This is a genomic window from Ruegeria sp. YTSC004 (assembly GCF_059609805.1).
In genome coordinates, this window is the sequence record NZ_JBXWMJ010000011.1 from 40,866 (window position 1) to 52,862 (window position 11,997).

General features: G+C 58.1%; 15 protein-coding genes. 12 read left to right on the plus strand and 3 right to left on the minus strand.

The genetic code is table 11. The annotated features are described in order from the left end of the window. Window positions 1-40 precede the first annotated feature (40 nt). Both hemH and AC2FFP_RS18060 read right to left on the minus strand, forming a co-directional pair. Window positions 41-1,090 (minus strand): ferrochelatase, encoded by a 1,050-nt coding sequence (hemH, locus tag AC2FFP_RS18055; RefSeq protein ID WP_496769646.1) that lies wholly within the window; start codon window positions 1,088-1,090, stop codon window positions 41-43. Between the two features lie 57 nt (window positions 1,091-1,147). Next, window positions 1,148-1,978 (minus strand): methyltransferase domain-containing protein, encoded by an 831-nt coding sequence (locus AC2FFP_RS18060; protein WP_496769648.1) that lies wholly within the window; start codon window positions 1,976-1,978, stop codon window positions 1,148-1,150. Window positions 1,979-1,994: 16 nt separating this feature from the next. Between AC2FFP_RS18060 and AC2FFP_RS18065 the strand changes: the two genes are divergently transcribed. The 5 genes from AC2FFP_RS18065 to AC2FFP_RS18085 all read left to right on the plus strand — a co-directional run bounded on the left by AC2FFP_RS18065 (window position 1,995) and on the right by AC2FFP_RS18085 (window position 5,135). After that, window positions 1,995-2,723, plus strand: coding sequence for a ComF family protein (locus tag AC2FFP_RS18065; RefSeq protein ID WP_496769650.1), 729 nt, complete (start codon window positions 1,995-1,997; stop codon window positions 2,721-2,723). Window positions 2,724-2,760: 37 nt separating this feature from the next. Beyond that, window positions 2,761-3,018 carry a glutaredoxin 3 gene (grxC, locus tag AC2FFP_RS18070; RefSeq protein WP_108861637.1) on the plus strand — a complete coding sequence of 86 codons (258 nt, stop codon included), beginning with the start codon at window positions 2,761-2,763 and terminating at the stop codon, window positions 3,016-3,018. Then, complete coding sequence (locus AC2FFP_RS18075) at window positions 3,018-3,848, plus strand: carbon-nitrogen hydrolase family protein (protein ID WP_496881320.1); 831 nt, start codon at window positions 3,018-3,020, stop codon at window positions 3,846-3,848. Before grxC ends, AC2FFP_RS18075 begins: the two co-directional genes overlap by 1 nt. Window positions 3,849-3,862: 14 nt before the next feature. Beyond that, window positions 3,863-4,303 carry a MarR family winged helix-turn-helix transcriptional regulator gene (locus AC2FFP_RS18080; RefSeq protein WP_496726678.1) on the plus strand — a complete coding sequence of 147 codons (441 nt, stop codon included), beginning with the start codon at window positions 3,863-3,865 and terminating at the stop codon, window positions 4,301-4,303. A gap of 382 nt (window positions 4,304-4,685) precedes the next feature. Next, window positions 4,686-5,135: a hypothetical protein gene (locus AC2FFP_RS18085; protein ID WP_496881321.1), complete on the plus strand. Its 450-nt coding sequence runs from the start codon at window positions 4,686-4,688 to the stop codon at window positions 5,133-5,135. A 72-nt stretch (window positions 5,136-5,207) separates the two neighbouring features. Here AC2FFP_RS18085 and ubiG read toward each other — a convergent pair whose 3' ends face one another. Continuing rightward, complete coding sequence (gene ubiG, locus AC2FFP_RS18090) at window positions 5,208-5,954, minus strand: bifunctional 2-polyprenyl-6-hydroxyphenol methylase/3-demethylubiquinol 3-O-methyltransferase UbiG (protein WP_496769658.1); 747 nt, start codon at window positions 5,952-5,954, stop codon at window positions 5,208-5,210. 48 nt (window positions 5,955-6,002) lie between these two features. On the opposite strand from ubiG, the gene pip reads away from it, so the two are divergent. The 7 genes from pip (at window position 6,003) to AC2FFP_RS18125 (ending at window position 11,997) form a co-directional block, all read left to right on the plus strand. Then, a complete protein-coding gene (gene pip / locus AC2FFP_RS18095; RefSeq protein ID WP_496769661.1) occupies window positions 6,003-6,980 on the plus strand; it encodes a prolyl aminopeptidase in 978 nt (325 codons plus the stop codon). Then, complete coding sequence (locus tag AC2FFP_RS18100; RefSeq protein ID WP_472722370.1) at window positions 6,977-7,798, plus strand: ABC transporter substrate-binding protein; 822 nt, start codon at window positions 6,977-6,979, stop codon at window positions 7,796-7,798. The genes pip and AC2FFP_RS18100 overlap by 4 nt, the downstream gene beginning before the upstream one ends. Window positions 7,799-7,930: 132 nt before the next feature. Further along, a complete protein-coding gene (locus AC2FFP_RS18105; RefSeq protein ID WP_496845068.1) occupies window positions 7,931-8,809 on the plus strand; it encodes a hypothetical protein in 879 nt (292 codons plus the stop codon). A gap of 9 nt (window positions 8,810-8,818) precedes the next feature. After that, window positions 8,819-8,989 carry a hypothetical protein gene (locus tag AC2FFP_RS18110; RefSeq protein WP_496726673.1) on the plus strand — a complete coding sequence of 57 codons (171 nt, stop codon included), beginning with the start codon at window positions 8,819-8,821 and terminating at the stop codon, window positions 8,987-8,989. A 164-nt stretch (window positions 8,990-9,153) separates the two neighbouring features. Next, the gene (gene rimP / locus AC2FFP_RS18115; RefSeq protein ID WP_058276577.1) at window positions 9,154-9,744 is read left to right on the plus strand and encodes a ribosome maturation factor RimP; all 591 of its coding nucleotides are present in this window, start codon (window positions 9,154-9,156) and stop codon (window positions 9,742-9,744) included. Next, on the plus strand, window positions 9,744-11,351 hold the full coding sequence (nusA, locus tag AC2FFP_RS18120) for a transcription termination factor NusA (protein ID WP_496881322.1): 1,608 nt from the start codon (window positions 9,744-9,746) through the stop codon (window positions 11,349-11,351). The genes rimP and nusA overlap by 1 nt, the downstream gene beginning before the upstream one ends. A gap of 22 nt (window positions 11,352-11,373) precedes the next feature. Continuing rightward, window positions 11,374-11,997 (plus strand): RNA-binding protein, encoded by a 624-nt coding sequence (locus tag AC2FFP_RS18125; RefSeq protein ID WP_496769665.1) that lies wholly within the window; start codon window positions 11,374-11,376, stop codon window positions 11,995-11,997.

The window sequence follows — 11,997 nt, forward strand, 5'->3', positions numbered from 1 at the left end:
GATCCACCGCCTTTTTTCATATTTATTTAGTGGGAATCGGTCAGTCGAGCCAGCCCTTTAGATTGTCTTCGATTACCTTGCCCAGTGCGCCAATGTGCGAATCATCGTCATTGAGGCAGGGGATATAGGTAAAGGTCTGACCGCCAGCCTCTTCAAAGCTTTCCTTGATCTCTTCGTTGATCTCTTCAAGCGTCTCGATGCAATCGGCGGAAAACGCGGGCGCTATCACGGCGATGTTCTTCTTTCCCTGCCGCGCCAGATCAGCCACGTGATCCACGGTATAGGGTTTCAGCCATTCCTCGGGACCGAATCGCGATTGGAAGGTTGAGACCAGCTGATCGTCCGACCAGCCCAGCCGTTCCTTCAGCAATCGGCTCGTTTTCGCGCATTGGCAATGATAGGGGTCGCCCTGCTGCAAATAGCGCTCTGGCATGCCGTGATAAGAACAAACCAAGATATCCGGTTTGGTCTCCAGCGCGGAATAGGCTTTTTCCACTGACCCGGCCAAAGCGTCGATATAAGCAGGCTCGTCGAAGTAGGCTGAAACGGTGCGAGACGCAGGTTGCCAGGCTTCGTCCATCAGCGCGCGGAAGAACTGATCATTGGCTGTTGCAGTCGTCGCGCCCGCATATTGCGGGTAGAGCGGGAAGAATAGGATGCGGTCGCAGCCTGCGGCAACCATCTCACGCACTTTGGATTTGGTCGAAGGGTTACCATAGCGCATGCAGAAATCGACCATCACCTGATCGCCATAACGTTCCTGCATTGCGTCTCGCAACTTGGCTGTCTGGTCCTTGGTGATCGTCATAAGCGGGCTTTCGCCCTTGTCGTGGTTCCAGATCGACTTGTAGGCCTCACCCGAGCTGAACGGGCGCTTGGACAGGATGATGCCTTGCAGAATCGGCTGCCACTTCCACTTGGGATAGTCGATTACGCGCTGGTCCGACAAAAACTCATTCAGATACCGGCGCATCGGCCAATAGCTGTAGTCATCCGGCGTACCGAGATTGGCCAGCAGAATGCCGACGCGGCCCATTTTGACCTTTGGATGGTCTGCGGCGGCATGATCGGGGCGAGTGGCGTCAAACATCTGTTGCTTCCTGAGATTTCTCTGTACTGGCCTGAGATAACCGGAAAAGCCCGGTCGTCAATTGGACAGTTTACCTTCTTTTGTGCCCAGCGCATCCGCAAGCCGGGCTTTGGCTGATCCGGGGCGCAATGGTTTCTGTTGGCTGTCATCGGGAGACCAGCCGGTCAGGCAGATCAATTCATAGGTGGCGGCCAACCGCCCCCCGGGCGTTGAGAAGTTGTCGGCATAGACCTGCTGTGCGCGCGTAAAAACCTGTCGCTTGGTGGGTTGTTTCATGCGCCCGGACAGGCTGTTGGTCTCACCCATGGCGCGCAGGTCATGCATCAGGTGCAGTATGTCGCGGTATTCCGCCGTCAGGCGCGCGGTGTCGGCGACCGGCAGCGCAAACCCCGCCCGTTGCAGCAACCCGCCAAGATCGCGCAGCTCGGCCATCGGGACGATACGGGGGCTGAGGCCTCCGGTCACTTCGATTTCGGCCTGTCCCAGTGCGGCGCGCAGCTCGTGCAGTGTTTCACCGCCCAGACACACAACCAACAGCAACCCGTCGGGGCGCAGAGCACGGCGACATTGGATCAGTTGCCCAACAGGATCATTGGCCCAATGCAGCGCCATGGCGTGGATGACCAAATCATGCGCACCGGGGGTCAGATCCAGAACCTCATCATCCGCAACGATCCGCGTCCCGGGCAGCACGTCCTGCCAGATATGAGCAAATGGCGTCACGATCGCCGGGGCCGTAAAGGTTTTGTTAACCATGGAGAGCCGATCCTGCACTTCGTCCACAGCGGCACGATGCAGGAACAGGGCCTCATCCTTCGCGCGGGCGCGGTGCTGGGTAAGGACCTGGCGATCAAACAAAGAGGGTGTATTGGACTCAGGCAGTTTCATAGGGCGCAATTATCGCATGTGGCACAGGATTCAAACCGCTGTCGCGCTGATCTATCCGCCGCGCTGTCTGGGATGCGGGGACCTGACCGAATCGGATTTCGGGCTGTGTGGGCCCTGCTGGCGCGAGACGCTCTTTATCGGTGGAGTTGTTTGCGAAAGCTGCGGGGTGCCGCTACCGGGGGTTTCAGACGGTCACCGGATTGAGTGCGACGATTGCTTGGCTGCGCCGCGCCCCTGGCAAGATGGGCGTTCGGCCCTTTTGTACGATGGCAAAGCGCGGTCGCTGGTGCTGGCCTTGAAACATGGTGACAGGCCCGAACTGGCGCGCCCCGCCGCACGCTGGCTGGCGCGGGCCGGGCAAGAGATGTTCCGCGAAGGGATGCTGCTTGCGCCGGTGCCTTTACACTGGTCCCGGTTGTTGAAACGCCGGTACAACCAGTCCGCCCTACTGGCGCAGCACCTTGGGAAAGAGGCAGGGCTTGAGGTGTGCCCGGACCTTTTGCTTCGCCACCGAAAGACGCCTGTTCTGGATGGCAAAACAGCGGCAGAGCGGGCTGAAGTCCTTAAAAGCGCGATCATCGCCCATCCAAAGCGGCAAGACCGCTTGCGGGGCCGCGATATCCTGCTGGTGGATGATGTGATGACGTCCGGCGCAACACTGGCGGCTTGCGCGCGTGTCTGCCTTGCATCCGGAGCAAATCATATTTCCGTGTTGACCCTAGCGCGCGTTGCCAAGGATGCCTAATTCGCCCAAGATTATGCGAAACGCGAAGGTACGGAATATGAAACCGGTAGAAATCTACACCTCGCCGCTCTGCGGCTTTTGTCACGCGGCCAAACGCTTGCTGAAACAGAAAGGCGTCGAATTCAAGGAAGTCGACGTGCTGATGCACCCCAAGCGCAAGCCCGAGATGATCCAGCGCGCCGGTGGCAAACGAACCGTGCCACAAATCTTTATCGGTGCGCAGCACGTGGGCGGCTGTGACGAACTGTATGAGTTGGAGCGTCAGGGCAAGCTGGATCGCCTGCTCGCAGCTTGATGAAGACCGCGCTGCTGCAAATCACCTCGTCGGACGATCCGGTCGAAAACCTGGACAGGGTGCGCGCCATGATGGCCGAGGCTGCGGCACAAGGCGCGCGGTTCATCCTGACGCCTGAGGTGACGAACTGCGTGTCCACCAGCACAACGCGGCAGCGCGAGGTTCTGCAGCACGAAGAAGACGACCAGACGTTGGCGGGCCTGCGGGATCAGGCCGCCGCGCTGGGTGTCTGGCTGATGATCGGGTCTTTAGCGATCAAGACCCATGACGCGGACGGGCGGTTTGCCAACCGATCCTTCATGATTGACCCGCAGGGGCAGATCGTGGCGCGGTATGACAAGATTCACATGTTTGACGTGCAGGTTACCGAAACCGAGACCTTCCGCGAATCGAAAAACTACCGGCCCGGCGACAAGGCGGTGATTGCCGACACCGATTTTGGCAAGGTTGGCATGACGGTGTGTTACGACATCCGGTTCCCGGCGCTTTACGCGGCGCTGGCGCAGGCGGGTGCACGTATCCTGACGGTTCCGGCGGCGTTTTCGCCGGTGACCGGGGCTGCGCACTGGGAATCGCTGCTGCGTGCGCGGGCGATCGAGACCGGCTGTTGGGTGCTGGCCCCGGGGCAAACCGGCGAACATCCGAAAACCCGAGGAAAAACGCGCCATACCTATGGCCACAGCATGGTAATTGCCCCTTGGGGAGAGGTTGTCATCGACGCAGGGACCGATCCGGGCATTCACATTTTCGATTTGCGTGATAGTTCTGTGTCTGAGGCGCGCCGACGGGTGCCCTCACTTACTCACACCCGTCGCTTTGACGGACCCTGATCCAGAACCGGACCATGACTGACGAACACAATGCCCTTGCGGTCACGCTGTTCAGCGAAATCCTGACCGCCGATCAGCTGTTGCGCAACCGGCTTAGCCGAGTGCTGCCCAAGGGCATGGAGATTTCGCATTTCTCGGTGCTGAACCATCTGGTGTTCGTCGGAGATGAGCGCAGCCCGGCCCAACTGGCGGACACATTCCACGTGACCCGAGGGGCGATGACCAACACTTTGGCCAAGCTGGAATGGGCCGGATACATCCACATCCGCCCCGACTGGGACGACGCCCGCCGCAAGATGGTGGCGATCAGCCCGGCTGGCCGGAGAGCGCGCGATCAGGCGATTGCGTCGATCGCCCCACTGATCAACCGCGTGGTCGGAGAACTGGGGCTGGAGCGGGTCCGCAGCACGCTGCCCGTGCTGCGGGATTTGAGGTTGCAGTTGGAGGGGGAGTAGGAAGGTCATGCGTTGGTTTAGGAAGCGACGGAAATCCAGTGTGCTTTCAGAGAACGTGACTTCGCCAACCTCCGCTAACGAAGATCAACAAAATCGATCTCACCTGAAGACTTCAAAACCGAGTGGCGCAATCTGGGTTAGCGATGTTTACCAAAGACATGAGCTCAGCATTGGTTTTGTCACTGAACCAATGTGAAACAAGATCACTTCGATCAAGTTTCGCGACGAAGATGTCGAAATCGCTAAGAAACATAGTGACGGAAATAAGAAGAATGCCCGTGGCGAGCATGTCGACTCAGAAGCAGTGCCGAATGAACTCTATTGGAACCTAAGCGAGGCACCACCGAGCACTATACTTCCGGTGTTCAGTGCAGGGCACCCAATGTTACGTGCGGATGTTGCGGAGATTTTTGAGCACTATGATTTGGGCCAGGCACGCCTGCAAAAAACGCAACTTTTTGGTAATGATACAGAGGCCCCGCCTGATGGTGTGGCATATGCTCTAATTTTCAAGAATCAAGGTCATGCAATCGATATTGCAAAGAGCGATGTTGTGCATGTGTGGCCTGGGCGCGAGGTGTTTAAGCCTAAGCCTAAGCCTAAGCCTAAGCCTAAGCCTAAGCCTAAGCCTAAGCCTAAGCCTAAGCCTAAGCCTAAGCCTGATGCCTCACTTGCTGATTGCCTTGTGCCGGATACCAGATCGGTAAATGGTCCAGCAGTCTGGATTGATCCCAATATGTTCAGGTATTTTTTCCTTAGTGACGCACTTGGCAGCGAGCTAACAGCTGCTGGTTTTGGCCCTGCTTTTGGACTGACCCGTTTAGAGTTTTAAGAAATCGTAGGATGGGTGCTTGTACCCATCGCGTCTGTATTGTCGTTGGAATAATGGCTGCAAGCACCCATCCTACCCCGGTTTCACACTCGCCGTCACATAATTCACGCTCAGATCTCGGTCCGAGATCGACCAGCTCCACAGGATCGGGTTGAATACGAACCCTTTGCGATCCACCGGTTCCAGTCCAGCCTGACGCAGCAGGTCGAACAACTCATCCGGGGTGATGAACTTGTTCCACTCATGCGTGCCGCGCGGCAGCCAGCGCATGACGACCTCGGCCCCGAAAATGGCCATCGCATAAGATTTCGGGTTGCGGTTGATCGTGGAACAGATCAGCAAACCGCCGGGTTTCAGCAAGTCTTGCGATGCGGTCAGAAAACCAAGGGGGTCGGCCACATGCTCAACCACCTCCATGTTCAGCACCACGTCGAACTGTTCGCCTGCAGCGGCCATGTCCTCGGCAGTGGTGTGGCGGTAGTCGATCTCAAGCCCGGATTGTTCCGCGTGGATGCGCGCGACGGGCAGGTTGCCTTCGGCGGCATCCGCTCCGACCACTTCGGCCCCAAGGCGGGCCATCGGTTCGCTCAGCAGCCCGCCGCCGCAGCCGATATCCAGCAAACGCAGGCCCTCGAACGGCTTTGCGGCCTTCAAATCGCGATCGAATTCGCCCGCGATCTGCTGTGTGATATAATCCAGCCGACAGGGATTCAGCATGTGCAAAGGTTTGAATTTTCCGTGAGGATCCCACCATTCTGCGGCCATCGCTTCGAATTTTGCGATCTCAGAAGGGTCAACCGTGTTCGGATGCGCTTGCATTCCTGTCTCCGTATGCTCTTTTACGCTTAAGGACTATATAGGGCCATAATGGACAAGTACCCGGACCAAAAGCGCGCAGTTCAATATCTGTACCCGCCGATCGATCCTTTCGATCAGCGTATGGTCGATGTAGGCGACGGACACCGTATCTATATGGAACAATGCGGCAATCCCAACGGCATTCCGGTGGTGATTCTGCACGGAGGCCCGGGCGGTGGCTGCAGCCCCGCGATGCGGCGCTATTTTGATCCGGACGTCTATCGGGTGATTCTGTTTGATCAGCGTGGATGTGGACGGTCACGCCCGCATGCCTCGGTCACGGATAACACCACATGGCATCTGGTGGACGATATCGAACGTCTGCGAACTCTGCTGGATATCGACGACTGGATTGTCTTTGGCGGCAGCTGGGGGGCAACGCTTGCGCTGGTCTATGCGCAGTCCCACCCGGATCGGGTCAATCGCCTGGTGCTGCGCGGTGTGTTCCTAGCGACGCAGGCCGAGTTGGATTGGTTTTACGGCGGCGGCGCGGGAAAGTTTTGGCCCGAGCAATGGGCGAAGTTCACCGCTCTTCTTTCCGACAATGAGCTGAGTGACACCATAGGCGCATTTAACAAGCGCCTGTTCTCGGGGGATCGCGCGACCGAGATCCTGTATGCCCGGGCCTGGTCCAGTTGGGAAAATGCGCTGGCCTCAATCCATTCACATGGCGCAACCGGGGAAAGCCCCGGAGAATACGCGCGCGCCTTTGCGCGGCTTGAGAATCACTATTTCATCAACCGCGCGTTCCTTGAACGGGACGGGCAGATTCTGGACCAGATGGACAGAATCGCACATATCCCCGGCCATATCGTGCAGGGTCGGTATGACATGATCTGTCCGCCTCAGGCCGCGTGGAACCTTGCCCAGCAGTGGCCCAATGGCGAGCTGAAGATGGTGCGTCAGGCCGGGCATGCGCTGTCCGAACCCGGAATTAGCGCGGAATTGGTTCGCATCATGGACCGCGTGGCGGAGGGCGCATTATGACACGCATCGACCGTCGCGCTTTGTTTGCGTCTGGTGCTGCTGCCGCCTTGTTGGCGGCGACGGGCGCTTCGCTGGCGGATACGCCCAAAGTGGGTGGTACGCTGCGCCTTGCCGTGCCCCGCGATGACAGTTTGGAGCAGGTGGCCCGTGGGGCCGTGTTCGACACCCTGACCGAGATTGCACCTGACGGCACCCTGCGCGGAGAGCTTGCGACCGGTTGGCAAACTGATTCCCAAGCCCGCATCTGGAGCTTTGATCTGCGCGAGAACGCTCGTTTTCACGATGGTGCAGTCCTTGATGTAAGGGATGTGATGGCGGTTCTGGGCGATGTCGGGCAGGTCGACGCCTTGTCAGATAATCGCGTGCGTCTGGAGTTGGCTCAGGCCAACCCGGGTCTACCCTTCCTTTTGGCCGACAGCAGGTTCGTTATTACGCGCAACGGGCAAGGTGTCACGCCCTTGCAGGCGGCGAACGGCACCGGATGCTACCGAGTTGAACGGGCGGAGGATGATCGTCATTTCCTTGGGCGCCGTGTGGCGGGCCACTACAAGGATGGATTGGCTGGCTGGGCCGAAACCCTGGAAGTTATCGTGATTCCCGACGCTCGCGTGCGTACCGAGGCGTTGCGAGACGGCTTTGTGGATATCGCGGCACTGCCGCAGGGCGAAGGGTTCAGCCCGCACCGCGGATTGCGCTTTTTTCCAAGCGAATCCGATATGGCGCTGGCTGTAGCAGGGCATGTCGGCATGCCCCGTCAGATCGGAACGGATCGCCCCCTGGATGATGGCCGCGTTGCCGAGCGTTGGTGGTTGATTTAAACGCCGAAAATTCGCCTGACTTCTACTTTGTGCAAAATTTTGCTATTGTACGCGCTGTATTAGCTTAGTTGTTTCGAAAATGGGAGAATTCCCATGAGGGTTGAAAGCTTAAAGAATATATCAATATCCATTTTGTCCGTAGCATTGGCGGTTGTTGCGGTGTTTGCCCTGAAATCAGGTAAAGACGTTACCGTAAAAGTCAGCAAAAACGGGACGATAGAGCTGGATGCCCGCGAAGGGCAGTCGCTGACTCAGTTGCTGGACAAGGGTTTTGAGGCCGTAGAGGCGAACCCCGAAGATAGTGCAGAGACGACAGCGCGGAAACTGTCCGATATGCGGGCTCTGACCCGCACGCTGAAGTCGCATGGTTACTATGCGTTGAACGATTCGGATCTGGTTCACGAGATTAGAGGGCTGGAAAAGGAGGATCCCCTGTCGGCCGGGCTGCGCGACGTGCTGTATGATCTGGAAGGTCCGTTTTCGCTGCCCGGAACACTGCGTGGGGCGGACTCAAGGATGTGGCAGGCCATCGCTGATCTGTACGAGGGTATAAAGTCGGAACCGCGTGGTGACAGCCAGCTATTTGCGACGCTTTACACCAACTTCATTCAGCAAGAGACCGTGTTCAGCCCCTTCAAGCACGAGGTAACGGCCGAGGGTGTGTTATTGCATGACGCAAACGGAAACGAAAAACCGATGGTGTACACCTGCCCTGACAGTTTTTTGAAACCGGGGATTACCGTCCTGATCAAACCGACCGGCGGGTCATCCAATATCATGCGTCAGTTCACGGTGCGGCAAGATCCTGTTTTTCATGCCTGTGCCGCGCGGACACCGTTCGAGTTTTTGTCGGGTTCGGAAATGAAGCTGGGGCTGAACCGGGTGGCCTTTGATCAACTCTTCCCACCGCGGACGGCGAATGCCGAGCAGTTTCAGGGCAGGGGCACTCTTTCGGTGATTATCTACCCACGCAACACGCAGCCTGCGCTTTTTGCATCTTCGGCGGAATAGGAGCTTTCCATGAATAAACTTGCTGTTCTCGCTGCCACTATTGCACTTGTGACCGTCGCTCTGTCAGGCGTGGCACATGCCCAGGGACGTCAATGCCTGTTTGACGGCGAAGTCTACGAAGACGGGGACCGCGTTGGTCCTTACCTGTGTGAAAATGGCGAGTGGATTCTGTCAGACTGATATTGTGATTGCCCATCCGGGCGCTTGGGCTTGCAATCTTGCAGTCGCTTGGCTATATGGCCGTTAACAGCGGCGCGTCGGGCTTCGGTCCGGGGCTCCACCGGAAAAGATCGACGGGCCGCGCGCCCGTTTTTTTGTGCCCGACTGACAGGGTAGAGTACCAGATGACAAATGACCTGATAGCCAAAGCAGCCATCGACCGGCGACTGGCCGAGATCATCACCCCCGTGATCGAGGATCTGGGGTATGAACTTGTGCGTATTCGCCTGATGAGCGGCAAACAAACCACGCTGCAGATCATGGCTGACAAGCCTGATGGCGGTATCGAAGTGGATGATTGCGCCGAGATTTCGAACGCGGTCAGCGCCACGTTGGATGTCGAGGATCCGATCCTTGACGCCTATGCGCTGGAAGTGTCCAGCCCAGGCATCGACCGCCCCTTGACCCGTCTTAAGGATTTTGAGGCGTTCGAAGGATATGAGGCCAAGATCGAAACCGCCGAACTGATCGACGGGCGCCGCCGTTTTAAGGGTGAGCTGGCCGGGATCGAGGGAGATGAGGTCTTGATCAATCTCGCCGAGGGGGACGAGACGATCACCATCGGACTGCAATTCGACTGGCTAAGCGATGCCAAGCTGGTCCTGACCGATGACCTGATCAAGGAAATGCTGCGCCAGCGCAAAGACGCCGGTGCCCTGAACGAAAACGCTTTCGACGAGATTGAGACCGAAGGGTCCGAAGAGGAGACGAACTGATGGCAATCACCTCAGCCAACCAGCTGGAGCTGCTGCAGACCGCCGAGGCCGTGGCCCGCGAAAAGATGATCGACCCCGGTCTGGTTGTCGAAGCGATGGAAGAATCGCTCGCCCGCGCCGCCAAGAGCCGTTACGGCGCCGAGATGGACATCCGCGTCAGCATCGATCGCAAGACCGGTAAAGCAACATTCACCCGCGTCCGCACAGTGGTCGAGGATGAAGAGCTGGAAAACTATCAGGCTGAGATGACCGTCGAGCAGGCCAAGCAGTATATGGAAACGCCTTCGGTTGGTGATGTCTTCGTTGAAGAAGTGCCGCCGGTTGAAATGGGCCGTATCGCGGCACAATCCGCAAAGCAGGTGATCCTGCAGAAGGTGCGCGAAGCCGAGCGTGACCGTCAGTACGAAGATTTCAAGGATCGCGCAGGCACTATCATCAACGGTGCGGTCAAGCGCGAAGAGTTTGGCAATGTCATCGTCGATCTGGGCGGTGCTGAGGCCGTTCTACGCCGCAATGACAAGATCGGTCGCGAAAGCTATCGTCCGAATGACCGTGTGCGTGCCTATATCAAGGAAGTGCGTCGCGAAGTTCGTGGCCACCAGATCTTCCTGACGCGCACCGCGCCGGAATTCATGGCCGAGCTGTTCAAGATGGAAGTGCCGGAAATCTATGACGGCATCATCGAGGTCAAAGCTGTTGCCCGTGACCCCGGTTCGCGCGCCAAGATCGCCGTGATTTCCTATGACGGTTCGATCGATCCTGTTGGTGCTTGCGTTGGTATGCGCGGCAGCCGCGTGCAGGCCGTTGTAAACGAGCTGCAGGGTGAAAAGATCGACATCATCCCGTGGAACGAAGATCAACCGACCTTCCTGGTGAACGCGCTGCAGCCTGCTGAGGTTTCCAAGGTGGTTCTGGATGAAGAAGCCGGCAAAATCGAGGTTGTGGTTCCCGAGGAACAGCTTTCGCTGGCCATCGGTCGCCGCGGTCAGAACGTGCGTCTGGCCAGCCAGCTGACCAATCTGGATATCGACATCATGACCGAGGCCGAAGAATCGGCGCGTCGTCAGAAAGAATTCGAAGCCCGCACCCAGCTGTTCATGGACAGCCTGGATCTGGATGAGTTCTTTGCCCAGTTGCTGGTCTCCGAAGGCTTCACCAACCTCGAAGAGGTAGCCTATGTGGAGATCGAAGAACTGCTGGTGATCGACGGCGTTGACGAAGGCACCGCGCAAGAGCTGCAAACACGGGCGCGCGAATATCTGGAAGCACAGGCCAAGGCTGCGTTGGAAAGTGCCCGCGCGTTGGGTGCCGAAGACAGTCTCATTGAATTCGAAGGCCTGACACCCCAGATGGTTGAGGCGCTGGCCAAGGACGATGTGAAGAACCTGGAAGACTTCGCCACCTGCGCTGACTGGGAACTGGCCGGTGGTTGGACCACGGTCGACGGCCAGCGAATCAAAGATGACGGTGTTCTGGAACCTTTCGGAGTAACGCTGGAAGAGGCGCAGGATCTGGTCATGACAGCTCGGATCATGCTGGGCTGGGTCGATCCTGCTGACTTGGAGCAGGCCGAAGAAGAAGTTACCGAAGAGGGGGCCGAGGCCTGATCTCAGGCTTCGGGTGGCGCAAATGGGTCGCGGTGGCGTCCATAAGGATCGGTCCGAAGGACCTGAACGCAAGTGCATCGCCACGGGCGAGGTTCAACCTAAATATGGGTTGATCCGCTTTGTGACGGGGCCGGATGGTCAGGTCTTTCCGGATGTCGCGGCGAAACTACCGGGGCGCGGTGTCTATGTCGCGGCGGATCGAAGCGCGTTGGACAAGGCCGTGGGCAAAAAGTTGTTTGCACGTGGTTTCAAGGCACAAGTCAGCGTGCCTAACGATCTCGCGGATGAAGTTGAACGTCAGATTGCGCGCCGTGTGATCGAGTTGGTGAGCCTTGCGCGTAAATCCGGTGATGCGATCGCCGGTTACGAAAAGGTCAAGACGTGGCTGGACCGGGAAGAGGCCCAGATACTGATACAAGCCTCTGATGGATCGGGGCGCGGCAAGTCGAAACTGAGCACGCCGCACTTCGGAACATACATCGGCTGGCTGACGGCGGACGAGTTGGGACAGGCATTTGGGCGCCAAACCGTGATTCATGCGGCGCTCGCCTCTGGCGGACTCGCCAAACGTGTTGTAGAGGAAGCGCAGCGCCTGCGTGGCTTGCGCGAAACGGATGACGGCGGCAGGGGCCGCGCGGAAGGGTAA